The 26688-nt window shown below is 38.6% G+C and carries 22 protein-coding genes; 9 read left to right on the top strand and 13 right to left on the bottom strand.

Annotated elements, in window-relative coordinates:
• Positions 1–19: 19 nt before the first annotated feature.
• The 5 genes from G0Q07_RS11165 to G0Q07_RS11180 all read right to left on the bottom strand — a co-directional run bounded on the left by G0Q07_RS11165 (position 20) and on the right by G0Q07_RS11180 (position 5020).
• Positions 20–613 carry an ABC transporter permease gene (locus G0Q07_RS11165; protein ID WP_246222886.1) on the bottom strand — a complete coding sequence of 198 codons (594 nt, stop codon included), beginning with the start codon at positions 611–613 and terminating at the stop codon, positions 20–22.
• Between the two features lie 23 nt (positions 614–636).
• Positions 637–879 (bottom strand): hypothetical protein, encoded by a 243-nt coding sequence (locus G0Q07_RS20310; protein ID WP_203532519.1) that lies wholly within the window; start codon positions 877–879, stop codon positions 637–639.
• Between the two features lies 1 nt (position 880).
• Positions 881–2125, bottom strand: a complete 1245-nt coding sequence (locus G0Q07_RS11170) for a quaternary amine ABC transporter ATP-binding protein (protein WP_163346164.1) — start codon at positions 2123–2125, stop codon at positions 881–883.
• Between the two features lie 10 nt (positions 2126–2135).
• Positions 2136–3356 (bottom strand): hypothetical protein, encoded by a 1221-nt coding sequence (locus G0Q07_RS11175; protein ID WP_163346165.1) that lies wholly within the window; start codon positions 3354–3356, stop codon positions 2136–2138.
• 527 nt (positions 3357–3883) lie between these two features.
• A complete protein-coding gene (locus tag G0Q07_RS11180; RefSeq protein WP_163346166.1) occupies positions 3884–5020 on the bottom strand; it encodes a PQQ-dependent sugar dehydrogenase in 1137 nt (378 codons plus the stop codon).
• Positions 5021–5343: 323 nt separating this feature from the next.
• On the opposite strand from G0Q07_RS11180, the gene G0Q07_RS11185 reads away from it, so the two are divergent.
• Positions 5344–6744 carry a Gfo/Idh/MocA family protein gene (locus G0Q07_RS11185; protein ID WP_163346167.1) on the top strand — a complete coding sequence of 467 codons (1401 nt, stop codon included), beginning with the start codon at positions 5344–5346 and terminating at the stop codon, positions 6742–6744.
• An 89-nt stretch (positions 6745–6833) separates the two neighbouring features.
• On the opposite strand, the gene mnmE is transcribed toward G0Q07_RS11185, so the two are convergent.
• Positions 6834–8231, bottom strand: a complete 1398-nt coding sequence (gene mnmE / locus G0Q07_RS11190) for a tRNA uridine-5-carboxymethylaminomethyl(34) synthesis GTPase MnmE (protein ID WP_163346168.1) — start codon at positions 8229–8231, stop codon at positions 6834–6836.
• Positions 8232–8378: 147 nt separating this feature from the next.
• Here mnmE and glf point away from each other — a divergent pair, with 147 nt between their 5' ends.
• From glf to G0Q07_RS11220, 6 genes are all read left to right on the top strand, one after another.
• Positions 8379–9491, top strand: coding sequence for a UDP-galactopyranose mutase (gene glf, locus G0Q07_RS11195; RefSeq protein ID WP_163346169.1), 1113 nt, complete (start codon positions 8379–8381; stop codon positions 9489–9491).
• Between the two features lie 31 nt (positions 9492–9522).
• Positions 9523–10497 (top strand): hypothetical protein, encoded by a 975-nt coding sequence (locus G0Q07_RS11200; RefSeq protein WP_163346170.1) that lies wholly within the window; start codon positions 9523–9525, stop codon positions 10495–10497.
• A 36-nt stretch (positions 10498–10533) separates the two neighbouring features.
• Positions 10534–11271, top strand: coding sequence for an SIR2 family NAD-dependent protein deacylase (locus tag G0Q07_RS11205; protein ID WP_163346171.1), 738 nt, complete (start codon positions 10534–10536; stop codon positions 11269–11271).
• A 144-nt stretch (positions 11272–11415) separates the two neighbouring features.
• Complete coding sequence (fabG, locus tag G0Q07_RS11210) at positions 11416–12162, top strand: 3-oxoacyl-[acyl-carrier-protein] reductase (RefSeq protein ID WP_163346172.1); 747 nt, start codon at positions 11416–11418, stop codon at positions 12160–12162.
• Between the two features lie 67 nt (positions 12163–12229).
• Entirely contained in the window at positions 12230–13099 is an 870-nt protein-coding gene (locus tag G0Q07_RS11215; RefSeq protein ID WP_163346173.1) for a PfkB family carbohydrate kinase, read from the top strand.
• Between the two features lie 52 nt (positions 13100–13151).
• On the top strand, positions 13152–15062 hold the full coding sequence (locus tag G0Q07_RS11220) for a SpoIIE family protein phosphatase (protein WP_163346174.1): 1911 nt from the start codon (positions 13152–13154) through the stop codon (positions 15060–15062).
• 47 nt (positions 15063–15109) lie between these two features.
• Here G0Q07_RS11220 and G0Q07_RS11225 read toward each other — a convergent pair whose 3' ends face one another.
• Positions 15110–17635 (bottom strand): ATP-dependent Clp protease ATP-binding subunit, encoded by a 2526-nt coding sequence (locus G0Q07_RS11225; RefSeq protein WP_163346175.1) that lies wholly within the window; start codon positions 17633–17635, stop codon positions 15110–15112.
• A 385-nt stretch (positions 17636–18020) separates the two neighbouring features.
• Between G0Q07_RS11225 and gyrA the strand changes: the two genes are divergently transcribed.
• Positions 18021–20534 carry a DNA gyrase subunit A gene (gene gyrA / locus G0Q07_RS11230; RefSeq protein WP_163346176.1) on the top strand — a complete coding sequence of 838 codons (2514 nt, stop codon included), beginning with the start codon at positions 18021–18023 and terminating at the stop codon, positions 20532–20534.
• 121 nt (positions 20535–20655) lie between these two features.
• On the top strand, positions 20656–21834 hold the full coding sequence (locus G0Q07_RS11235; protein WP_163346177.1) for a tetratricopeptide repeat protein: 1179 nt from the start codon (positions 20656–20658) through the stop codon (positions 21832–21834).
• A gap of 157 nt (positions 21835–21991) precedes the next feature.
• Here G0Q07_RS11235 and G0Q07_RS11240 read toward each other — a convergent pair whose 3' ends face one another.
• The 6 genes from G0Q07_RS11240 to G0Q07_RS21415 all read right to left on the bottom strand — a co-directional run bounded on the left by G0Q07_RS11240 (position 21992) and on the right by G0Q07_RS21415 (position 26673).
• Positions 21992–22162, bottom strand: coding sequence for a hypothetical protein (locus G0Q07_RS11240; RefSeq protein WP_163346178.1), 171 nt, complete (start codon positions 22160–22162; stop codon positions 21992–21994).
• Between the two features lie 77 nt (positions 22163–22239).
• Positions 22240–23301, bottom strand: coding sequence for an FISUMP domain-containing protein (locus G0Q07_RS11245; protein ID WP_163346179.1), 1062 nt, complete (start codon positions 23299–23301; stop codon positions 22240–22242).
• An 84-nt stretch (positions 23302–23385) separates the two neighbouring features.
• On the bottom strand, positions 23386–24036 hold the full coding sequence (locus G0Q07_RS11250; RefSeq protein ID WP_163346180.1) for a DUF6266 family protein: 651 nt from the start codon (positions 24034–24036) through the stop codon (positions 23386–23388).
• A 569-nt stretch (positions 24037–24605) separates the two neighbouring features.
• A complete protein-coding gene (locus G0Q07_RS11255) occupies positions 24606–24833 on the bottom strand; it encodes a hypothetical protein (RefSeq protein WP_163346181.1) in 228 nt (75 codons plus the stop codon).
• Between the two features lie 30 nt (positions 24834–24863).
• Positions 24864–25463: a hypothetical protein gene (locus G0Q07_RS11260; protein ID WP_163346182.1), complete on the bottom strand. Its 600-nt coding sequence runs from the start codon at positions 25461–25463 to the stop codon at positions 24864–24866.
• Complete coding sequence (locus G0Q07_RS21415; RefSeq protein ID WP_449504033.1) at positions 25447–26673, bottom strand: rolling circle replication-associated protein; 1227 nt, start codon at positions 26671–26673, stop codon at positions 25447–25449. Before G0Q07_RS21415 ends, G0Q07_RS11260 begins: the two co-directional genes overlap by 17 nt.
• Positions 26674–26688 lie beyond the last annotated feature (15 nt).

The following is a 26688-nucleotide window of genomic DNA, read 5'->3' on the forward strand; positions in this document are numbered from 1 at the left end:
ATTTTTTAAGATTTATAATTTATTTTTTAGCAACTGCTTGCGTAATACGGTCTAATATAATCGCCAGCACAACAATACCCAGTCCCGATTCGAAACCTTTGGCAATGTCGTTTTGCTGAATTCCCTGGTAAACAATTGCTCCGAGACCTTTAGCGCCTACCATTGATGCAATAACAACCATCGACAGTGCAAGCAGAATTACCTGATTTATACCAGCCAGAATTGTTGTTTTTGCCAGTGGCAACTGTATTTTGAAAAGAATTTGTTTATCGGTAGCTCCAAAAGCATGACCGGCCTCAATAACATCGGAAGGCACGTTTCTAATTCCCAGACTTGTTAAGCGCACAGCCGGTGGTAACGAGAAAATAACCGTTGCAATAACACCTGGTGTATTTCCAACACTAAAGAAGAAAATAGCAGGGATAAGGTATACAAAGGCAGGCATGGTTTGCATCAAGTCGAGAATTGGTCGGATAATAGCATTGGCCGTGTTACTGCGTGCAGCCCAAATTCCCAGAGGAATACCAAACAATAGCGCAATAATTGTAGCTACAATAACCAGAGTTGTTGTTTGAATTGCTTCTTCCCAGTAACCCATTGCCCAAATCAGCAACAGACCAAGAACTACAAACAGAGCTAAGCCTGCACCTTTTCGAAAACCTTCTTTTTAAAGGCCAGTTTTCCGGCGTTTGCATAGTAGGCACCAAAAGTTACAAAGGCAATAATTATAATGAATGGAATGGCCAGAAATGTGTCGTTTAAGAATTCTACTGTCCATGAGATTACATCATCGATAGCTCCCCATAAACCGGACAGGCTTTCTTCCAATACATTAATTCCCTTTTCAATAAATGTTCCTATGTCGATTATTTTTTCCATACTATAATTCGTTAGCTTGTTCTTTCAATTTAATCACTTCTTTCTTCTCGAAGCGTGTAGCCTCAATAATCAACGACGTTTGTGTAACCAGTCCCAGGAATTTTCCTGTTTCTTCTTCAACTACCGCAAGCGGATGCCTGGTTCCGGTAATTAAGGGTAGCATATCCTCAACTGTGTAGTTTTTATACACACTTGGCACATTGGTATTTACTGCCTTTTCAATCGACTTTCCATTTTCTGCCTCCAGTTTAAGAACATCCTTTAGCCAAACATGCCCAATGAACTTTTTGTGTTCATCAACAACCGGTAACTGATCAACTGCAATGGAACGCATTTTTCGAACAGCACCTTTTGGTCCATCTTTATGGATTTCCAAAGCTGTGTGCTTTTTAAACATTAACGTTTCGGCAGTAATAATGGTTTTTCGGTCCACTTTTTCCACAAATGCCTCAACATATTCACTTGCCGGACTGGTAAGAATGTCTTCAGCCGTACCAATTTGCTCCACCACACCATCTTTCATAATGGCAATGCGGTCGCCAATTTTAATGGCTTCGTCAAGGTCGTGCGTAATAAACACAATCGTTTTGTGCAGCTTATCCTGAATCTCGAGCAACTCGTCCTGCATATCTGATTTGATTAGCGGATCGAGTGCCGAAAAAGCTTCGTCCATAAGCAGAACTGCCGGATCGTTTGCAAGTGCACGAGCTAATCCAACACGCTGTTGCATACCTCCTGATAACTCTGATGGATATTGAGCTTCATAACCTTGAAGACCGACTGTTTCCAATGCTACTTTCGCTCTTTTTTCACGATCTTCCTTGGTTTCTCCACGAAGTTCTAAACCAAAAGCAGCATTTTCTATAATAGTTCGGTGGGGGAGCAGTCCAAACTTTTGGAAAACCATACTCATTTCTGTTCTACGGGTTTCCAATAATTCTTTATTGGTTTCACGGGTAATGTCGTGGTCATCAAAAAATACTTTCCCGGCTGTTGGCTCATTCAAGCGGTTTAAGCAGCGAATTAATGTTGATTTACCGCTACCTGAAAGTCCCATAATAACAAAGACTTCTCCTTCTTTTATATCAATACTGGCACGACTTACACCAACAGTGCACTTCGTCTTTTTCAGAATATCGTCCTTAGAAACACCTTGCTCCAATAGCTTCAGTGCTTCCTGCTTACGTTTACCGAAGATAAGTGTTAAATCTTCGATTTTTATTTTTATTTTCCTTTTATCAGGCATGTTTCCTTGTTTAAAAGTAGTATCCAATATTAATATTGAACCTTTTGTTCCAGTCTGGATCTTCAACGCCTGATCCCAAGCCTTTACCAAACGATTCAGTAAGCCATGGCTGGTTTTTACCCATTGCATAATCTACATAGGTATAAACGGGACCAGCACTGATTAAAAATCCAGGAATTAAATGTTGTGTATCAAAAAAGGCTTCCTCTTTTTTGTCGATCAAAGTATAATCAACATAAGGCTGGATGCTTGAAATTGGGCCAAACTCAACAGGAATTGTATAAGCCAGACCAACAACATACATATTTGAATTTGAAGCTACACCTCCTGTATAACCGTCTCCGCCAAAATATTCATAACCGTAAGCCCCCATTTGAACCACGTCAAGATCTTGTCCGTTATCGCCCTGAGCTTTATAGTTATAATTTATGTATTCGGCTTTCAGGTTAAATCTGCCAAAGTTTCCTACAACGTGAGCTGCAAAGGCTGTTGCTGCTTTTGCTTCGTCTAATACCGAGTTATAGATACGGCCAACTTGTCCTGATACACCAACTTCCCAACCTTCTGACACATCAACTGCCAATCGTGCATTAAACTGGTCGAGCTCGCGCAAACTTGCTGAAGTAGTTACAATTTCACCATCAGCAGCTACATATGCTCCGTTTCCGGGAACAACATCGTAAGAATAACGACCAGGACCCGCATTTCCAAAGGTTACATCACCTCCAAATTTCGGACCTTCTGGTTCTGCCTGACGAAAATAGGCAACTGATATTTCAACTTTATCACTTGGATTAATATCGAAATTAATACCCATATCATAATCGTCTTCCAAACCAACGTAGTATGGTCCCTGGAACCACCATGAGTGAGATGCATAAGTTGTAATACCAAATGGAACTTGTGTAACACCTAGTTCCATGTACACCTGGTCTGACCATTCATATCCTAAAAATCCGTGGTGGATAAAGTGGGTACCGAATGTTGGGTAAAACCTGTATTCAAAACTTAAATCGATATCTCCCATAGAACCATCAACATTTAGTCGCCAGGTATCCCAGGTAAATTGCGGATTTAAATTACTCGCTCCACTTTCGTAATTTGTTGAAAGGAGGTTAAAACGCATGGCTCCACCAATTTTGAAACCATCTTCTTTTTCATCGTCTTGTGCGAGCACAACAGAGCTAGCAAAAATTAAAATAAACAGAAGTAAATTTTTTCTCAAATTCATAAAAATACTATTAGTTATTAATAAAATTAATTGATTTTTCTTTTTCTGACTGCAATCAAAAGTGAGCAATAATGGTGATCACCATTGCATCACATAACCGGCGGTTTCTTGGGATTGCCGGTAGAGCGGGTGTAATTGTAGAATAGAATCTTTGAGTTGCTATATAAGCCTAACTCTTCCCCGTTAGTTTGCGATTTTCTATGTCGAATTCTTTCTGATATCTTCATAAAACGTTGCAAAGAAACTAAAAAATGTGGTAATCAGGAAAACACGTAAAGCTTTAGGCTTGTTTGTTAACTTTAAATGTTTATCAATCAGCTATTAAACCTAGACTTCATAGAAATTAGCTTTGGATAACCATCTGCAAATCAATACATTTGTTTCTATACGAATTAAATTTAATGGACATGTTAATTGAATGTAATCATCATTAATGAAGCGCATTTTGAAAGATTACGGATAAATTTCTTATAATAATGTTTACAGAAAAGAGATTTAAAACTGAACTTCTGGGAAAGCCATACAATTTATTCGCTGGAATAAGTAATGTTGTAAATTGTACCGGAAGTATCGTCGGAAACAAGGATAGAGCCATTGGGCATCTGTATCACATCAACCGGACGTCCCCAGGGACTTTCGTTTTGTAACCATCCGTTGGCAAAAGTTTCATAAGATACAGCTGTGTTTCCGTTTAACTCCACCCGGGTAATTCGGTAACCAATAGGAGTAGATCTGTTCCAGGAACCATGCTCTGCAATAAGAATACTGTTTCTGTACGATTCGGGAAACATATCACCCGTGTAAAAAAGCATGCCTAAAGCGGCTACATGCGGGCCAAGATCTTGAACAGGGAAGCTAAACTCGTCGCAATTTCGTTGGTCGCCAAATTCCGGATCAGCAATTCCGGTACTATGACAAAATGGATAACCAAAATGCATGCCGGCCTGTGGGGCTTGGTTTAGCTCATCGGGCGGCAAATTGTCGCCCAACCAGTCGCGTCCGTTGTCGGTAAACCATAAAGTTCCGTCCTCTGGATGCCAGTCGAAACCAACGGTGTTTCGAATACCGTGCGCAAAAATCTCATGATTACTGCCATCCGGATCCATGCGCGTAATAGAAGCATAAATTTCATCGTCTGACAAACAAATGTTACAAGGCGCACCAACTGGTACATAGAGTTTGCCATCGGGGCCAAAGGCAATGTATTTCCAACCATGATGACCATCAGTCGGAAAGTCGTCGCTAATAAGAACAGGGGCAGGAGGAGAATTGAGATGCTCTTCGATATTCTCAAATTTCCATATTTTGCTGATCTCTGCCACATAAAGATCGCCGTTTAGAAAAGCTACTCCGTTGGGTTGGTTCATATTATCCGCAATAACGATCACCTGGTCGGCCTGGTAATCCTGATCTTTATCAATAATTGCATAAACTTTTCCTGCTGTTCTCGATCCGACAAACAGCGTTCCCTTATCACCCAGCACCATCGATCGGGCATTGTCTACATTTTCGGCGTAAACATGTATTTTAAAACCATCGGGCAGATTGATTTGGGGTACTGTTTCGTAATCTGGCAAAGGCTTTTCTGTTTTATCAGAAGATGTGCAAGCCAAGGTTGCCGTAAAAATAAAAAGGAGTAATGCTAAATCTTTCAATTGTTTCATTGTACTGTTTTAACGTGTTAAAACTTTGTTTACTACTATAAACAGCAAAAAGCTAGCGATGTTTGTTCATTCTTTTTTGAGGACGGAAAATCCACAACTGGATTATAATTGACTGGAAATGCAATATATTTTATACGTCCTCGGTTAACCATCACGTCGAGTTTTCAATGGAATCAATAGTCTTCCTCTTTGAGTTGTGCTCAAAACGTCCAGGAAAGTACTTTCTTCTATCAGAATCTTTTATAACTTTGGTAGTGAAGTACAGCCGTATTCTGCATAACAGGTGCGGCATTTTAAACTAACTAATACTAATAATTTGAGTAATGAAAAGTAAAAGTCATTCATCCCGACGATCGTTTATCAAAAATACGGTCCTCGGAGCAGCTCTTGTTTCCACCGCTCCAACAATTATGGGTAATTCCTACAGTCAGCGAATCGTGCTAAAATCGAGAGAATTTGAGCCAACACAGTTTGCTGCCAACGACCAGGTACAACTGGCATTAATTGGGTCCGGAATCCAGGGAATTTATGATACTACTTCGGCGCTTCGAGTTCCGGGTGTGAAATTGGTAGCAGTCTGCGATTTATATGCAGGCCGACTGCAACGTGCAAAAGAATTATGGGGCGATGATATTTTTGTAACCCGCGACTACCGCGAGATTCTTGATCGTGATGATATTGATGCTGTCATCATTGCCACGCCTGATCACTGGCACATAAAAATCAGTACAGAAGCGTTAAAAGCAGGAAAAGCCGTTTATTGCGAAAAACCTATGGTTCAAAACTTTGATGAAGGTCATCCGCTGATTCAGGCATGGAAAGATTCGGGTCAGGTCATGCAGATTGGAAGTCAGGGTATGTCGTCGCTGGGCAACGAAAAGGCGAAGCAATTGTATGAAGATGGCGCTATTGGCGAAATTGTAATGCTCGACATGTTTAACGACCGTTATTCGGCAGAAGGTGCCTGGCAATATCCGATACCGCCGGATGCCAATCCCGATACGGTGGATTTTGATACTTTCTTAGGACGGGCACCCGAAGTACCTTTTGAACTTAAACGTTTTTTCCGCTGGAGAAATTACAAGGATTATGGCACCGGAGTAGCCGGCGACTTATTTGTACATGCATTTTCTACCTTGCATCATGTAATCAGTTCAAATGGTCCGGATCGGGCTCAGGCAACTGGTGGTTTGCGCTATTGGGACGATGGGAGAGACGTTCCTGATGTGTCGATAACACTTTACGATTTCCCGCAAACGAATACACATGCTGCGTTTAATGCTGCTTTTCGCGTAAATTTCATCGCCGGAGGTGGAGGTGGAGGTGGTTTCAGACTTGTGGGTACTGAAGGCGAAATGGAAATCGGATCAAATAGTGTAAAACTAATCCGATCGAAACTAAACATGAAGCCTCAGAGTTATTCACTGATCGCTTACACCGAGGAAATGCAGAAGAAAATAAAGGAAGAGTACGATATGAAATATCTCAACGAAAGAAAAGCAGATCTGGAGGTTGGAGAAACCACTTATGAGGCTCCGGGAGATTACAAAGGTGCTCATTACGATCATTTTTATCATTTCTTCCAGGGCGTTCGCGGACAACAGAAAATCATCGAAGATCCGGTCTACGGATTACGTGCAGCCGGTGCAGCTCTTCTGGCCAACGAAAGCTATTATAAGGCAAAACCGGTACTTTGGAATCCGGATACAATGAAGTTGAGATAATAAATCCTGATGAATGCTGGCTTGCCAAAGAAAAGTGCATTTCGTAAAAGAGATGCACTTTCTTTATATCGTTGAGTTATTCTTATCATTTACTTTCCGATACAGAAATTCTTAAAAATATGCCCCAAAACCTCCTCTGTGCCAACTTCTCCGGTAATTTCTGCCAGATAATGTAAACATTCGCGAATGTCCTGCGCAAGAAAATCGCCGGTAATTTGCATATCGAGACCATTTAGTACACGTAAAATGGCTTCATGTGCATTTTTTAAGATTTCGTAATGACGTGCATTGGTAACAATTACATCCTGTTGCTCAGCCTCCTCCAGGTTTATGGAATGACTCATATAATCGATCAACTCCTGCAGGTTTTCTTTTTGTTTAGCCGCAATGAACACCGCTTTTTCATTATCAGTAAGTTCCATTACTTCTATCTGCTGAATGGTATCACGCAACCCGGAATCGATTTTATTGGCAACAATAATCAGTGTCTGATGTGGAGCAATGCGTTCGCGTATCTTCTGAATACGGCTTTCAACAAGTGGGAAGGAGTTGTGGGTGTCAACCACCAGTAAAACAACAGTTGCCTGCTCCAGCTTGCTGTAACTTCGCTCAATACCCAGGTTTTCAATCTGGTCTTCAGTTTCACGAATACCGGCAGTATCAAAAAAACGGAAGGCTGTACCATGAATATTTACCACGTCTTCAATTACGTCGCGAGTTGTGCCATGAATTTCTGAAACAATAGCCCGATCTTCATTCAGCAGGGCATTTAAGAGGGTTGATTTTCCGACATTGGTTTCACCAATAATGGCCACCGGAATACCATTTTTTATGGCGTTTCCCAGTTGAAACGAATCTTTCAATTTCCGCAACAACTCCTCAATTTCTTCGGTTAATATGCGTAAGGCCGAACGGTCGGCAAATTCCACATCTTCTTCGCCAAAATCCAGTTCTAACTCTACCATTGCAGTAAAATGCAAAAGCTGATCGCGCAACGCACTGATCTCTTTCGAAAATCCACCACGCATTTGGTTTAACGCCAGTTTCTGAGCCGCAGCATTCGATGATGCAATTACATCGGCAACGGCTTCGGCCTGCGAAAGATCCATTTTGCCGTTTAAAAAGGCACGTTGCGTAAATTCTCCCGGCAAAGCCAAACGGGCGCCATTTTCTACCAACACATTTAAAATCTGTTGCTGAATATAAACCGAACCATGGCACGAGATTTCAACAATATTTTCGCCGGTAAACGAATGTGGCGCACGAAACAAAGCAATAACCACCTCGTCGATGGTTTCATCGTTAGAAACAATTTTTCCAAAATGGAGGGTATTTGCTGCCTGATCGGCAAGCAATTTACCGGTTTTGGGACTTTCGTAAACTTTATCGCATATTGCAATCGCATCGCTTCCTGAAAGACGAATAACGGCAATCGCTCCAACTCCTGGAGAGGTTGAAATGGCACATATTGTTGACTGATCGAGCATGATTTTATTCAAAAAAATATTGCCACAAATATATAGATAATAAAACAGCGACGTATCGTGACAGATATTTGTTGGCAAAATTTTGCCAGTGGCTCTAGGCATTTCCTGCCGCATTTACTACATTTGAAACTTCAAAACAGAATTGAAATGCCTAAAAACACTTACGATTTCCTTATTGTTGGAGCGGGATTATTTGGTTCGGTGTTTGCCGCAGAGATGAAAAAAAGAGGCAAAAAATGCCTGGTAATTGACAAACGAAAACACGTAGCGGGAAACATCTATACTGAAAAACGAGAAGACATAAATGTTCATGTTTATGGAGCACATATTTTTCATACCAGTAATAAACGGGTCTGGGATTATGTAAATAACTTAGTGGAGTTTAATCGGTACACAAATTCTCCTGTTGCGAATTATAAAGGCCGGCTTTATAGCCTCCCCTTTAACATGAATACTTTTTACCAATTATGGGGAGTAACTACACCCGAACAGGCCAAGCAAAAAGTTGAAGAACAGCGTGAGGCCTATAAACATATCATAAATCCAAAAAACCTTGAGGAACAGGCTTTGGTTTTGGGAGGTAAAGACATTTATGAGAAATTGATAAAGGGCTACACTGAAAAGCAGTGGGGCAGACCAGCAACACAAATTCCTGCTTTTATTATCCGTAGACTACCTTTCCGTTTTACTTTTGATAATAACTACTTCAACGACTTGTACCAGGGAATTCCAATAGGTGGTTATACTAAATTGGTGGAAAAGTTATTGGAAGGAGTGGAAGTGAGAACAGAAGTTGATTTTTTTAAAGATAGAAAGAGTCTGGATTCGTTAGCCGATAACATCGTATTTACCGGAAAGATTGATGAGTTTTTTGATTTTAAATATGGGAAATTAGAATATCGAAGCCTTCATTTTGATCATGAAATTTTAAAAACTGAAAATTTTCAGGGAAATGCAGTTGTTAATTACACCGACAGAGAAGTGCCGTTTACCCGAATTTTGGAGCACAAACATTTTGAATTCGGACAACAGAAAAGAACCATCATAACACGTGAATATCCGCATGAGTTTTCAAAGGATAAAGAATCATATTATCCAATAAATGATGCGAAAAATCAAGCGATATATGAAAAGTATTTAAAATTGTCAGAAGAGAATAAGAATATAATTTTTGGTGGCCGTTTGGCAGAGTACAAGTACTACGACATGCATCAAGTTATTGAAAAAGCATTGGATAAAGCAAAAGAAATATCATTATAAATTCATACGTTTAAACCCTCTCAAAAATATTATGAGATTATCAAAATCCGCAAAAATTTACATTGCTTGTAAACCACAGGCAGCTACCGGAGGTCCGGAGCTTCTGCATCAGTTAGTGGCTAAATTAAACCAATCAGGACTTAATGCCAGAATGTTTTATTTGAAGAAAATGGATGATCCTATTCATTCAAATTACAAAAAGTACGTAAATGAATATGTATTTGAAATTGAAGATCATTCAGATAATGTTCTTATTGTTCCGGAGACACGTACATTTGAACTGAATAAATACAAATCGATACAAAAGATTATATGGTGGCAAAGTGTAGATAACTATTATGCATCAAGGAACCGTTTTAAAAATCGGTTATTGGCAGCTTTAGGTCTAAGGAAAGCTTTCAACGTAGAGAATCCAAAAGATAATATCGCCATTACAGATCATCTGGTTCAATCGAAATATGCTGAACTTCATCTGAACAAATATGGTATTGGCAACTGGAATTATCTTACCGATTACATCAGAGAAGATTTTATTACAAAATCAAATAAATTATCAATTACAGAGAAAGAAAATATAGTTCTGTATAACCCTCGAAAAGGGAAGAAATTTACGCAAAAGATTATTGATACTCATCCGGAAATTAAATGGGTGCCACTGAAAAATTTAACACCTGCTGAGGTTGCAGATAGAATTGCCAGTGCCAAAGTTTATATTGATTTTGGTAATCATCCCGGAAGGGATCGTTTCCCGCGCGAAGCAGCCGTTTTGTATAATTGTGTAATAACCGGTAGAAGAGGAGCCGCAAAGAACGGCATAGATATTCCTATTGACAATGAGTTTAAATTTGAGGATGATGTACAACTGATTAAACAAATTGGGAATAAAATAAAAGAATGCATTGAAAACTACGAAGTTAAAGTAAAACAATTCGAATCGTACCGCACACTAATTAAAAATCAGGAAGAAAATTTTGAAGAAGAAATTAGAGCGTTTTTCTCAAAATAACGACCTTTGATTAATATTATCAAAAATCAATATGCGATGGAATTGCTTCTTAAGGAATCAGCAAAAATTATAAAAAAATCAAACTACACAATTGCATTTACCGGTGCCGGAATTTCAGTTGAAAGTGGAATTCCTCCGTTCAGAGGAGAATACGGACTTTGGAATAAGTACAGGCCGCAGGTACTGGACTTGAGTTATTTCCTTAATTACCCGGGAAATTGCTGGGGGTATATTCGCGAAATATTTTACGATTTTTTTGCCGATGCTAAACCAAACGATGCACATCGTGTACTGGCAAATATGGAGCGCAATAAATTGTTAAATGCCATTGTTACCCAGAATATCGACAATTTGCATTACGATGCCGGGAACAATACCGTGCACGAGTTTCATGGAAATTCGAAAAAGCTGATATGCCTGAAATGCGGCCAGGTTTATGACGTTAATGATATTGATTTTGAAAATATCCCTCCAAAATGTGTTAATGATAATGAAATTCTTAAGCCCAACTTCATATTCTTTGGCGAAGGAATCCCGCAAGAAGCTTATTCCAATTCGTTCGCAGCTGCCCAAAAAGCGGAAGTGTGCATAATTGTTGGGTCAACCGGCGAGGTAACACCTGCATCGTATGTGCCGCGCACTGCCAAACAGGCAGGAGCTACTATTATCGAAATTAATCCTGAAGAAACCGTTTTTACATCGGTGATTACCGATATTCATTTAAAAGGCAAGGCTGCTGAAATTTTAAATCAATTAGGCAAATTATTGTTTTGAATTTTTCAACCAAATGTTTGAAGTTTGGGTAGTTTTTAACAAATATGAGGTGAATTAAGAAAGTTTCTAAAAGCTACATTTCATTAAACCTTAATATCATTTATATTTGCGGATCTGAAAAAGAAAACTCTAAAATTTTATAATATGAGCTTATTAAAAGGAAAAACAGCTATAATTACCGGCGCTTCTCGCGGAATTGGTAAAGCAATTGCTGTTAAGTATGCACAGGAAGGGTGCGATGTTGCCTTTACCGATCTTTTTGAAGATGACAATATGAAAGCCACAGAACAGGAATTAATAGCTTACGGAGTAAAAGCCAAAGGTTATGCTTCTGATGCAAGTAATTTTGAAGATACTGACCGTGTTGTATCCGAAATTGTTAAAGAATTTGGCCGTATTGATGTATTAGTAAACAACGCCGGTATTACAAAAGATACTTTATTGATGCGAATGACTGAAGATCAGTGGGATGCAGTTATTAATGTTAATCTAAAATCGGTATTTAACTTTACAAAAGCAGCTCAGCGCACCATGTTAAAACAACGTTCGGGATCGATTGTTAACCTGAGTTCGGTTGTTGGTGTTAGCGGAAATGCCGGACAGGCAAACTACGCAGCATCAAAAGCAGGAATTATTGGTTTTACAAAATCGGTAGCGCGCGAATTGGGTTCTCGCGGTGTTCGTTCCAATGCTATTGCTCCTGGATTTATTATAACTGAAATGACCGGTAAAATACCGGAAGATGCGCGTAAAGCATGGGAAGCCTCAATTCCTTTAAAAAGAGGTGGAACTCCTGAAGAAGTAGCAGGAGTAGCAACATTCCTCGCATCTGATTTATCGTCGTATGTAAGCGGACAAGTTATTACGGTTTGTGGTGCAATGAACACTTAAAAGAAGTGTGTGATAAAATATAAAGGAAGCTGTCTGGAAAGGCAGCTTTTTTTGTTTCTTTGTGTTGATGAAACACAAGGCCTTATTCGTTGGACTAACAACTATCGATATTCAATACTTTATTGATCAGATTCCGGTAGCCAATACCAAAGTTAAAACCGACATTCCCGATATTTTGGTTGGTGGCCCCGCAACCAATGCCGCTGTTGCATTTGCTTATCTGAATAAAACAGCAACACTTGCAAGTCCGGCCGGTCTGAATGCTTTTTCATCATTTATCGATCAGGATCTTAACAGTGTAGGAGTAGATCATTTTGATCTTGCATATGGCCAGGAATTCGAAACAATTTTGGCCACCGTGTTGACATCAAAAAATGGCGATCGTACAATTGTAACTCATAATCCAACAGAATTAGAAAGCACTATTTTGCCACAAAAGCTGATTGATTTGGTGGAACCTCAGATTTTACTTGTCGATGGGTTTTACCCTGAATTCAGCCTTGAATGTTCAAAAATTTGTAAAATGCAGGGCATACCCGTTGTCTCTGATTGTGGAAGCTGGAAACCTCAGTTCGATGAACAACTCAACTATATCGATATCGCAATTTGTTCGACTGATTTTATGCCGCCTCAATGTCATAGCCAAAATGAGCTTTTTGATTTTATGCGCGCTAAAAATGTAAAGTCAGTTGCTATTTCAAATGGTTCCCATAAAATCGAATATTTATCAAACGAGAAGAAGGGGAGTGTTACAGTTCCACAAGTAGAGGTAAAAGATACACTTGGTGCAGGAGATTTTCTTCACGGTGCATTTTGTTATTATTTTCTTGAATGTAATGATTTTGCGGAAGCTATTAAGCAAGCATCATCATTGGCATCGTTTACCTGCAGTATTAAAGGCACCCGCAAATGGTTAAATTTTAATCATAATACCTGACATCTGAAAAATTATCCGTAAATTGTTTTTAATCGGAAACAATAAAAAATGAATGTTAAATAAATCAATTGCATATCAGTTGAGTGTTTATATATCCTTAGCAGTAATAGGAGTATTTATTACTTTTATTGGTATATTTTTTCTCTTCAACCAAACACTTATTGAAGATAGTGTAAAGAATAAGGCAATGTCGCAAAGTGCACATGTAACAAGCAGTGTGCAACGTTATATAATAACTACCTCGGAGATTGCCGGAAACATTGCCGACCAGGTAATTTTTTACGGACAGCAAGATCACGCCGATTTATTTATTCAAAGTTTAGTCAATAAATATCAGTTTATTAATGCCATTTATGTAAAAATTGATTCAACCGTAACCGATTTACCATATTGGAGCTACTTTACATACCGGGATGGTGATTCGATTTTAATACAACGGGGCAGCAATAGTTTTTCGTCGTGTGCTAATGAACAAGAACAGTTTGAAAAACTTGTTGCCCAGGAAGGTGTAGGTTGGTCTGAACCCTATTTGTGCGAACGAAATAATATTGTGGTGGCAGCTTATTGTGCTCCGATAATGATAGAAAATCCATCCGGACAAGTAGAACGTGTTGGAGAAGTTATTTGTGAAATGTCACTAAATGAGCTAAATAAGCAGGTGAACAGTTTGAAAATTGGAAAAGGAGGTTTTGCTTTTCTGATGTCGAAAGATGGCGTTTTTATTACGCATCCCGTTAGCGAGTGGATTCTAAACAGAAGTATTTATGATTCGAATGAAAAGATTCTTAAAGAAGATATTACGATCACAACCAATAATGTACTGGCAGATTCAAAGCCGGGAACGTTAATTGCGTATCCTGAATTATTTAATTTTGAGAAAGCCCTGGTGTATTATGTTCCCATCGAGCAAAATGGCTGGGTTTTGGTATCGGTATTGCCTTATAAAGAATTATTTGAACCCTTGTATTTACCTGTACTTCAGATGTTGTTTTTCTCCGTTTTAGGAATACTCATTATTTACTTAACCGTTACATACATTATTAACCGGCAGATAAAACCGCTGAGTCTCGTTACCAAACAATTAAAACGTTTTAGTAATCTAACGGGGCCTTATAAAGATATTCCTGAGAATGAAGTTGTTCAGGTTGCTGAAAGTTTGAACTACATGAAATTGTGGTACGAGAAATACCTGCAAACACAATCCGACGAGCATAAGAAAAAACTACAGCGCCAGGAAGACATGAATCAGGCTTCCGAAATTCAGCAAAGTTTTATTAAAACAATTTATCCTGCTTTTCCAGACCGGACCGACATAGATCTTTATACCACCTACCAACCGGCCAGAGGAGTAAGCGGCGACCTGTTCGACTATTTCTTTATTGATGATGAACACCTGGTATTAACCATGGGCGACGTATCAGGCAAGGGAGTTCCGGCAGCATTTTTTATGAGCGTTGCACAAACGATTATAAAAACAAACGCATTGGTGCCAAAAGCAGATGAAATTGTAAAAAGAACAAATAAAGAATTGTGTACAACGAATCACCATCAGTTCTTTTTAACCCTTTTTCTGGGTGTTTTGAATGTTAAAACGGGCATATTAGAGTATTGCAATGCGGCTCATACTCCCGCATATAATATAAATAAAAATGGGAAGATTAAAGAACTTGCCCAGTCACATGGACTTCCATTAGGGCTTTATCCTGACAAATCTTATGGTTCAGCTAAAATTCAGCTTGAGAAAGGCGACACACTGGTTTTATATACCGATGGTGTTACCGAAATGCTCGACGAAAACAATGTACAGTACGGTAATCAGCAATTGGTAGAAAACCTGAAATCGTTGGCCGGACAAAGCCCAAAAGAAATGGTTGAGCGTTTAGAAAAGAGTTTTAAAATACATTATGGTCATGGTCCTCAATCGGATGATATCACCATGTTGATTTTTAAATACAAGGCATAAAAAAAGGAGGCTTTCACCTCCTTTTTTTATATATGAATATTTGTTTCCTATTCTTTTAGCGCTTTTTTGTTTGATAAAATACGCATCTGTAACCTTTCCTTTTTCTTATCAAAACCTACCGAAATTGTATCTCCTTCGGAAATCGATGCTTTGATAATAATTTCGGCCATTTCATCTTCCAGGTATTTCTGAATAGCCCGTTTTAGTGGTCGTGCACCAAACTGAGGATCGTATCCTTTCTCAGCGATAAAATCTTTTGCTGCCGGAGAAATTTTCAACTTGTAATTCAGCGATTCAACACGCTTGTACAAACCTTCAATTTCGATATCAATAATGGTGTGAATATGTTTCTTCTCCAATTGATTAAACACAACAACATCATCAATTCGGTTAAGGAATTCTGGTGCAAATGCTTTTTTCAATGCTTTCTGAATGACATATTTTGTATGCTCATTCTCTTCTTTCGCTGTTTTTATGGTTGAGAAACCAACGCCACGTCCGAAGTCTTTTAACTGGCGCGAACCAATGTTCGATGTCATAATAATAATTGTATTTTTGAAATCGACATTGCGCCCTAAACTATCTGTCAAACGTCCTTCATCCATTAACTGAAGTAGAATATTGAACACATCAGGATGTGCTTTCTCAATTTCGTCGAGCAAAACAACTGAGTAGGGCTTCCTTCTCACTTTTTCCGTCAATTGCCCGCCTTCTTCGTAACCTACATATCCCGGAGGCGCTCCCACTAATCTTGATACCGCAAATTTCTCCATGTATTCACTCATATCAATCCGAATCAGCGAATCTAAATTGTCAAATAAATAAGTTGTTAGAACTTTTGCCAGCTGGGTTTTTCCAACACCAGTGGGACCCAGAAAAATAAATGTTCCAATTGGGCGGTTGGGATCTTTCAATCCTGCGCGGTTACGTTGAATCGCTTTTACAATTTTGCCAATAGCCTCGTCTTGCCCAACAACTTTTCCTTTCAAATCTTTGCCCATGTTCATCAGGCGTTTACCTTCAGCTTGTGCAATACGTTGTACCGGAATTCCCGACATCATCGCAACAACTTCGGCAACCTTATGCTCATCAACGCTTTCACGATGATTAATAAGATCTTTTTCCCATTGTTCTTTTGCATCTTCCAATAGCGTGAGCAGATTCTTTTCTTTATCACGGTAATTAGCGGCCAACTCAAAATTCTGACTTTTGACGGCGCTTATTTTATCCTCTTTTGTGTTTTCTATTTTTTCTTCAAGCTTAACAATGTTGTCCGGAACATTAATATTCGTGATATGAACACGCGAACCGGCTTCGTCAAGCGCATCAATGGCTTTGTCGGGCAAATAACGATCGGTAATGTAACGTGCTGTTAGCTTCACACAGTTTTCAATCGCTTCAGGTGTAAATGTTACATTGTGATGATCTTCGTAACGATCTTTAATATTGTTAAGTATTTCAATGGTTTCATCAACCGAGGTTGGATCAACCATTACTTTTTGGAAACGACGTTCGAGTGCTCCGTCTTTTTCAATTTGCTGACGGTACTCATCGAGAGTTGTGGCTCCAATACATTGAATATCGCCACGTGCCAAGGCAGGTTTTAACATGTTGGCAGCATCCAGCGAACCAGTTGCACCGCCGGCACCTACAATAGTATGAATCTCATCGATAAACAAAATAACGTTATTAACTTTCGACAGCTCATTCAATATTGCTTTCATTCGCTCCTCAAACTGTCCACGATATTTTGTTCCTGCTACAATCGAGGCAATATCAAGACTTACCACTCGTTTGTCGAATAATATTCTTGACACTTGTTTGCCTACAATACGTAGCGCCAATCCTTCAGCAATTGCCGATTTACCAACGCCGGGTTCTCCAATCAAAATGGGGTTGTTCTTTTTACGGCGACTCAGTATTTGCGCCAGTCGCTCAATCTCTTTTTCGCGACCTACGATTGGGTCAAGACTGTTTTCTTCTGCCAGCTTGGTAATATCGATACCAAAATTATCGAGCACCGGTGTGTCCGATTTTGCTCCGGCAGCTTTTTTAGCACTCTGTCCTCCCGATGGGCCTTTGCCAAAACCTTCACCCGGTTCATCGTCATCACTTTCGGGAAAATCAGATTTTGCTTCAGTTTGCTGGTAATCTTGCAATTGCGACTTAACCATGAAATAGTTAATACCTAGTTCAACGAGCATTTGAGTTATCAAGCTGTCGTTATCTTTTAAAATAGCCAGCAAGAGGTGGCCACTGTTAGCAGTTGCACTTTTAAACGATCTTGCTTCTAAATAAATCAACTTTAATGTTTTTTCAGTTGATTTCAGCATGATCAAATCAGCTTTCTGATTAATATCTTTATCTGTGCGTACCTTGCTTTCGATTAGTTGTTTTACTTCAACCAGATCAACACCCAGGTTTTCGAGAATATCAGTCGCAGTTCCTTCGCCTTCTCTCAAAATTCCTAAAAAAAGGTGTTCCTGGCCTATATAATCATTCCCCAAACGAATTGCTTCCTCCCGGCTATATCCAATTATGTCTTTAATTCTTGGTGAAAATTGTGAATCCATATATAGTTTCCTTTTTGTCTCCGTTTAACAAATACTATTCCTAAAAGGTTGAAAGACTAAATTAAATAAAATTTGAAGCTACAAAGTATCGAAATGGCAGAAGTTATCAAATGTAACAAAAACATCATGAAAAGATGACAGTTAAATTGTTAATATCTTCTTATCAAAAGCATGTAAAACACCACTAAATATAAGCGTGACACAAATGATTTTACTATTTTTGTATGTCTTAAATGTAAGGTAACATAATAAACAATTTTTATGTATCAAACTTTTTTTGAGTATAATAGACAGACAGCGCTAAATGCCCTTATCGCCAAGGGTTTCGATTATTAATTTTAGTGTCACAAACTTTTAGTGATAATTTATTTTTAAAGGAGATATAATGACAGAAGGTGAAAAGATTATCAAAATAAACATTGAGGAGCAGATGAAATCTGCCTATATTGATTATTCAATGTCGGTAATTGTTTCGCGTGCACTACCAGATGTACGCGATGGTTTTAAACCGGTACACCGCCGGGTTTTATTTGGTATGCACGAATTAGGCATATTTTCTAATCGTTCATATAAAAAGTCGGCAAGAATTGTTGGTGAGGTACTTGGTAAGTATCACCCGCATGGCGACTCTTCAGTTTATTTTACCATGGTGCGTATGGCTCAACATTGGTCGTTACGTTACCCGATGGTCGATGGTCAGGGGAACTTTGGTTCTGTTGATGGCGACAGTCCGGCAGCAATGCGTTATACCGAGGCTCGAATGTCGAAGATCTCGGAAGAAACACTGGCCGATTTGGATAAAAATACTGTTGATTTTCAGCCCAATTTTGATGAATCGTTAAGTGAACCTAGTGTATTGCCAACAAAAATACCACAGCTACTTGTTAACGGAGCTTCGGGTATTGCAGTTGGTATGGCAACAAACATGGCGCCACACAACCTCAGCGATGTTGTTGATGCTACAATTGCGTACGTTGATAACACTGATATTGAGATGGATGAGCTTATCCAGATCGTAAAAGCGCCTGACTTTCCAACGGGAGGTATAATCTATGGTTACCAGGGTGTGGTAGATGCGTATGAAACCGGTAGGGGACGTATCGTCATCAGAGCTAAAGCCCATATTGAAAATGAAGGTGGTCGTGAGAAAATTGTTGTTACCGAAATTCCATACATGGTTAACCGTGCAGAAATGATTCAGAAAACTGCCGATCTGGTTAACGAAAAGAAAATTGAAGGAATTTCGAATGTAAACGATGAGTCGGACCGCGATGGAATGCGTGTTGTTTATGATTTAAAACGCGATGCAATGAGCAACGTTGTTTTAAATAAATTATATAAATATACACAGCTGCAAACGTCGTTTAGTGTTAACAGTATTGCGTTGGTACACGGTCGTCCCAAGATCCTAAACCTTAAGGATCTGATTAAATACTTCATTGAGCACCGCCACGAGGTTGTTGTACGCCGTACGAAATACGAACTGGAGCAAGCTGAAAAACGGGCTCATATTCTGGAAGGATTAATAATTGCCAGCGATAATATTGATGAAGTAATTGCGATTATCCGCGGTTCGTCAACACCTGAAGAAGCACGAAACAAATTAATCGAACGATTTGAATTGAGCGATATTCAAGCGCGTGCAATTGTCGAAATGCGTTTGCGTCAGTTAACCGGTCTGGAACAAGACAAACTTCGTAAAGAATACGATGAGATTATGGCGCAAATAGAACATTATAAAGCAATTCTTGCCGACGTTAATTTGCGGAAGGAAATTATAAAAGAAGAATTACAGGAGGTTAAAAATAAATACGGAGACGAACGTCGTACGGAAATTGTTCCTAACGCCGAAGAATTCAATCCTGAAGATTTTTATGCCGATGACGAAATGGTAATTACCATTTCGCATTTGGGCTATATAAAACGTACACCACTAACTGATTTCAGAACGCAGGGAAGGGGAGGTATAGGATCGAAAGGAAGCACCACCCGTGATGAAGACTTCCTGGAACATATTATAATTGCCTCGATGCATAACACTCTTTTGTTGTTTACTGAAAAAGGAAAATGTTTCTGGCTGAAAGTTTATGAAATTCCTGAGGGAACAAGAGCTTCAAAGGGTCGGGCAATTCAAAATATGCTGAATATAGAACCTGATGATCAGGTACTGGCATTCATAAAAGTGAAGACACTTGCCGATGAAGAATTCATCAATAATAATTACATTATTCTTGCTACCAAAAAAGGTATCATCAAAAAAACAACATTAGAAGCTTACTCACGTCCACGCCAAAATGGTGTGAATGCAATCACCATTAAAGATGGCGATCAATTACTGGAAGCACGTCTTACGAATGGCAGTAGCGAAGTTATGATTGCTGTGCGTTCCGGAAAGGCAATTCGTTTTAACGAAAGTATTGTTCGCCCGATCGGAAGAACAGCTTCCGGAGTGCGGGGTATAAAGCTTGGTCACGAGAATGACGAAGTTATTGGTATGGTTTGTGTAATGGATGAGAATGAAGATATCCTGGTAGTTGCAGAAAAAGGATATGGAAAACGTTCTAAAATTGATGATTACCGTGTTACCAACCGAGGTGGAAAAGGTGTAAAAACCATGAATGTAACTGAAAAAACAGGAGAATTGGTTGCAATCAAAAGTGTTTCTGACGATAATGATCTAATGATTATTACTCAGAAAGGAATTACCATTCGTCTGGCAGTTAATACCATTTCTATTCTCGGAAGAGCAACTCAGGGAGTGCGTGTAATTAATTTGAGAGATGATGACAGTATTGCTTCAGTAGCCCGAATAGCAGTGGTAGAGGAAACTGCCGAAGATATTACTGAAGTTGACACTGAAGATATTGATACTGAAGAAAATAACTTAGAACAAGAATAAATTATATATTATTTTTGTTGTTATTTTGAAAAAAATTGAAAACATATATTTTTGTGGCCTGTATCGTATCAGGCTTAATATGGCATAAACACGAATTGTAAAACTATAAATAAGTATAAAAATGAAAAAAACTATTATTCTTCTAGTCCTGGTATTTTCTGTTTCTGTAGCTTTTGCTCAGAAAGGTAAAGTAACCAGTGCTCAGAATCTTAAAGAAAGCGGCAAACTAGATAAAGCGTTGGAGTCCCTTGATGAAGCACTTGATACTTCTGACGATAAAGCAGTGAAGAAAACTATTCCTTGGCCAAAAACCTGGGAAGTTAGAGGAGAAATCTATCAGGCAATTTTTGCAAGCCAGGATAAAAACATGAAAGCTTTAAGTGATGATCCGCTTACTGTTGCTTTAGAATCATACAAAAAAGCACTTGAATTAGACGAAAAAGATAAATTCTCAAAAAGTGTAAAAATTAAATTAACGCTGTTAACCAACGATTTAACAAACCAGGCAGTTGAAGCGTTTAATAACGACGATTACGAATTAGCATTAAAATCTTTCGAGCAAATCCTTGAAATTCAAGATATTCCTGTTGTGAAAGAAGATAGTCCAAATGCTGTTGATACCGTAATTATATTCAACGCAGGTCTTGCTGCATTCAATGCTCAGAATTATGAAAAAGCAGTTGAGTATTATGGAGAAGCAGCAAAACACGGATACAACGGTGCAAGAACTTATTCATTAATTTCTGAATCGTATATTCAAATGCAGGATACTGTAAATGCGTTAAAAGCAGTTCAGGATGGTTTTGAAAAATACCCTGATGATAATAACGTGTTGACAAGTATGATTGACCTGTACATGAAAATTGGTAAAAATGAAGAAGCGTTGAAATACCTGGATATGGCAATTGAGCAAGATCCTAACAATGTAACGTATTATTTTGCCAAAGGTGCTTTATATGAAAAATTTGGTGATGAAGAAAAGGCTGTTGAGGCTTATCAAAAAGCGTCTGAGATCGATCCAACTTTTTTTAATGCATACTATAACCTTGGGGCATTGTACTACAATAAAGGAGTAAAACAAATCGAGGTTGCAACTGCAATTCCACCAAGCGAAAACGAAAAATACGAAGCTGAATTAAAAAAAGCTGATGTATGGTTTCAGAAAGCACTTCCATACATGGAAAAGTGCCGGGAGTTGAATCCTGAAGACGAAATGACACTTGAGTCACTTAAAAACTTGTATTACCGTATGAAGAACATGGAAAAGTACAATGAGATTCTTGAACTATTAGGACAATAATGATACGATAAAAAAGGAGGGAATTTCTCTCCTTTTTTTACATTCACAAATATAACATAATATCAAAAGTGGGACGGAAAATCCTACTTTTTAAGAGATAAGTAGTTGAGCCGCAAGGCTTAAGAGAGGGGCAAATCTTAGCTAAGGTTTGCCTCTTTTAGTTCAAAAAAATAGGTGCATTACCTAACAGATAATTAACACCTTCAACGATTAATGAGATTGCCAGCAATACTGCAACGAAAATAACAGAAGCTTTAAAATTTCTCCCAATGCCTTTTGTGTAGCTCTCAGGATCATAAACGCCGTTATTTCGATCATTGTAACTCATCTTTTACAAAGCTATGCCAAATCAAAGAGAATTAGCAAATAAAAGCGATTGATAAAATTGATTAAAAAAAAATAAGATTAAACAACAGCAATTAAAATTACTGTAAAAGCCCAACGATCCGAAGGAATTGAAGCTATAATATCCGGGATATAAATGTAATTTCTAAACTCCATGACTGCACGCCGGTTTACATCGGGGGTATCTTCTAACCAAAACTCAGAACGTTGTAAATATCGAAAAGATGTATTATAAGCACGATAACCACCACCACGCAAACTTAAACCTGTACTATTGCGAGGAGTGGAAACACTGGACCAAAAAGTAGGATCATCGGAAAGAAAGTTAAGCGAGTTGTCAAAATCAGAACCTAAAAAAGTTTTCATTTCATTAATATCTGAAATAGAAGGCAATTTCCAACCAGTAGGAATTAATGGAATTAAACGCTGCAAAGCGGCTTCATAATAAAGGCTTCCAAATAATACATTATTACCGGGGATACCTCCCGGATCATAAGAATCACCGCCAGAGTCTACCCATTTAATAGGTTCAGTTGTAAAAACTTGCGAACCAATAGAAATAATAGGATATGTAATACCATCAATAATAGGCGGATCAGGAAGAGGTTGAGTAATTTCGATTGTACTTGTTACTTCAGCATTCAAATAGTTATTAACAACGGTTTCGGAATTGTGGCCCATTATTGAAGCAATTTGAGCATTTGTTAGGCCATCGGCGTTAAGTTCACGGATAAAACAGTAGCGATAAATGTAACTGATAATTGAACGATCACCGGAGAATAAACCACCGAAAGGATTGATTTTATTAAACAAATATTCGAGCTGACCGGATGTTCGGCCTAAAAAGGGTTTGTATTGGTTTTCGATTGCTGCAAGAAATGAAGCAAATTCGCTGCTTAGAGTTATGTATCTGACCTGGTTACCTTTTTGCGGTTGTACCGAAACTTCATAACCTGACACAATTGTCCATCTTTCAATTTCAAATATTTCCTGAAGTCTGCAACCTGTTGTTCTAAGTAACTTGAATGCTTCTCTAAGTTCCTCAAAATATGGATATTCCGCCTCAACGAAATAATTGCAAACTTCCTGTAATTGAGCTAAACCGACGTCAAATTCTGCCATAATTGAACAATTAAAAAAGCCCGGCACAACAACCGGGCTTTACCAATAATTTACAAACTCTAATTCTAACCCAAATAAAAACAGTTATGCTACAATGGCACCGGCTTTGTATTGGCTATCGCTGGCGGTGTCGCCATCAACACTTGAAAAACCAAGATAGCAATGCAAAACATCAGCTTCTTCCCAACCTTCGAGCATTGGCAAAGAATCGGTTCCATCGCCTCGGGTAGCAGCTCCAACTTTACAAGTCCATTCTTCCTTTGTTTCGTTGAAAACTACCATCAGGGGTTTGTCACCAGCGGATTGACCGGGATCGTTTGCCGTATCAGCGTAATTAAAAACCACAGTGTTTGCCGCTTCTGAAGCTACAACCGTATCGATAGGAGTGTCCGCAATGGTTCCTTTTGAGATACTAACTTCAGCAGGCAACAAAGTGGCTGCGGGTGGTGCTGATAAGTCGAATGCTGCTTTTAAGTTTGCACTTTGGAAAGCATTGAACTGCGATTTTTTAACCGCTAATTCTTTGAATCCAATTACAATAACAGCAACTAAGGTGCGATACAAACCAACCATGAAAGAGAATGCAGCTCGCTGCGCTTTCTGTTTGTCGGTTTGCGGGTTAGCTACAACAGTTGGTTTAGCTTTTAAAACATTGATTCCTTTCCAACTTGAAAAGGTAGTTCCTCCAACTGATCCAGAACTTTTACCAATGAGTACGTTAGCAACTTTAGCCATGATAAAAAAATTTAATGGTTGATATTAAAAAACAATTGAACAAAAAATATTATAAATATCTCTGATAGACTGTGTTAGGCAATTGAAATCTGTACAATGAGCAATTAAAAACCCAAACGTAAAACTTAATACATTTGAAATTCGATTCTTACTAAAAATCCAATTGGTTGCTTTACTTACAAAATTCTCTTTCTCAGAAGTCGGCATATAGATAAAATCTATTGATTATCTACAAAGTTTATGAATAATTTATTATAAATGCAAATTATATCTTTTATCACTTTCATAGATTCTATTTATAATCCTTTCGAATGGACTACCATGTCAGCTTGATTCAATAAGTATTTTTAAACTTAAATATTCTTCGTTTTAAGTCCGCTTTAAGTCCACTCGGTGAGGCATGAAATCGCGACCACTTCAACCGAAAGGTTCCAGGCACTTCCGGGAGCCTGCACGGTGTCTGTGCATGGTATCAGGCCGTCAGGCTGTAAGATCACGGAAAAGAGGTACAGTAAATAGCAAAAAAAAAGCCGCGAAAGCGGCTTTTTTTACATATGATACAATCACAACTAAAAGTCTGTAATTGTATCGCACATAATGAAATAAGGTGTGTAATCAGTAGTTTTTGATACTTCTGTAGAAAAAGAAGGGTCTGCATCTGGTTTCCAGCCTGATTTGTAATAACGCACACTAATTTTCGAAACATGGGCAGAAAATTCAAAAAATAAATGACCACCTTTTTTTTCAACTCTTTCTGAAAGAGTTGCTAAACCTGATAAAAATTGTGAAAAATTCATAATACTAAAATTTTAAGTTAAACAATAAATTCAATGAAAAATCAATTTTTTCAACGGAAAGAACCATTTGAAACTGATAGCGACTAGCCATTTTCCGCGGCTGATATGCGCAAGGCTTTGCGAAGCGCAGCGGAGCAAACAAAGCCTGGCCTTGCGCATTTCAGCTGGGGAAATACCTTTGCTTATCAGTTTGAAATGGTAGCCGGGATGAAAGATTTTCCAGACAGCGCGGCGGTGGCTTGCCACCGTTCGGGCTGTTTTCGAGCGAAGCGAGTAGACAATAACGCCGCCCCGAAAGCTGATAAAAGCACAAAAGTTTTTAATCAAAAATGCAAAGCTGATTAGGGCATGAGCGGCACCATGGGCGCGACAGCACGGGGGTGCGGGGGCTGTGCTGTTTTGCCCTGCCTTAGTGGAACTTAACATTTTTAGCGGTTTAAAAAACGGCTGAAAATGTTTAGGGACACTTAGGCAGGGACGCGCCCGGAGCGCAAAGCCCCCGCAATAACATACGTGCCAGAAAAGCTGCAAAACATAAAAAAGAAACAACGAGAAACTAATAGCTTTGCGCTTCCAGAAGAAATAAACGAAAGCCCGAATAAAAAGCGATAATTTAAATATTCTGCACATTAAATAATGAATTTGGGTTTAGAGAATTTTGCAAATGAAAATCGAGATTTGCCTTAAGTTTTGGGAAATCATTCATGTTGAGGCCAAAAGTTGTGATTGTTTTCGAGCCAACTTTCTGTTCAAACTTCCAAGTTGTTTTTTTCGCAACTTCATCAATGCTCGGGATATCTTTCCAATTTTCTACGGCCGTAAAGTTTTTACACTTTGAAAGTTTAGAGCTACAACCCCAAATCCGGCCTGTTATGCCGTGCTTTGATAAAGCGGCCAATGCGTTTTCAATATCTTCAAGCTGTTGAACTCGTTCTCGTAATTCCGCAGAAAGTTGCTGATTTTTCGGGTTTTTCTCATCGTAATAAAAAAGCGTCGCCTCGATTTCAATAATTTTCTTCTTGTGCTCATCTTTTTGAATTTTTAAGGTTTTGATTTTCTGAGAGATATCGGTTTTTGTAACTCCTTTTGCAATGTACTTTGCAAGGTATGCAGCTGTATTTTTGACTTTGTAAAGTGCGTGAATATCAGTTGAGTTTGGATTTTGCCAATTTTCGGCTTTTCCTTTTTCGAATGCTTTGAACTGAGCTGCACGGCTGCGTTTGTCTTTTGGATTTTCGGACATGCGAAAACCATCTTTAAAAAATATCTGCATGTTTTTTTGGTACCTGGTGACATATCCAAGAATTTGAACTTTTTGGTTCCAGCTTTCCCGGACTTTCTGCCATTTCAGATATTGATTTGTTAGAATGTGAAAATGAATGTTGCCGTTTTCTTGCTTTTCGGCTTTCCATATGTACAATTCTACATTGAACTTTCGGCGCAAATCATTTAAAAAAGGGTTTAAACATCTTTTTTTGATCTCATTATCGGAATGTTCCTGTTTTGCTGGAAGTGTGAGCGTGATAAATGTGAGTTTTGATTTTACGGACTTCGAATATTTGGTACCTTTTTCATAGTTGGTTGTGAAATTTTGAGTTTTTGAAATAGTTCGTTTTCCAATTATCGATCGTTCTTTTGTGAGGTACAACATAAAATCGATCGTGCGTTTTAATCGCTTCCGGGAGTGTTCCGAAAGTTCGCCAAAGTAATTTTTATTGTCGCGCAGGTTTTCCCATCCACTTGAATAAAAATGTGTTCCATCGGCGCGGGTCACTTCCTCGAATAAAGTGATTGACTTCGGACTTAAGGAATAGCAAGGAATTGCGATATAATCAGGCATGAAAGAAAATTTTAA

Origin of the sequence: Draconibacterium halophilum (genome assembly GCF_010448835.1) — a bacterium.
In the GTDB taxonomy this organism is placed as follows: domain Bacteria; phylum Bacteroidota; class Bacteroidia; order Bacteroidales; family Prolixibacteraceae; genus Draconibacterium; species Draconibacterium halophilum.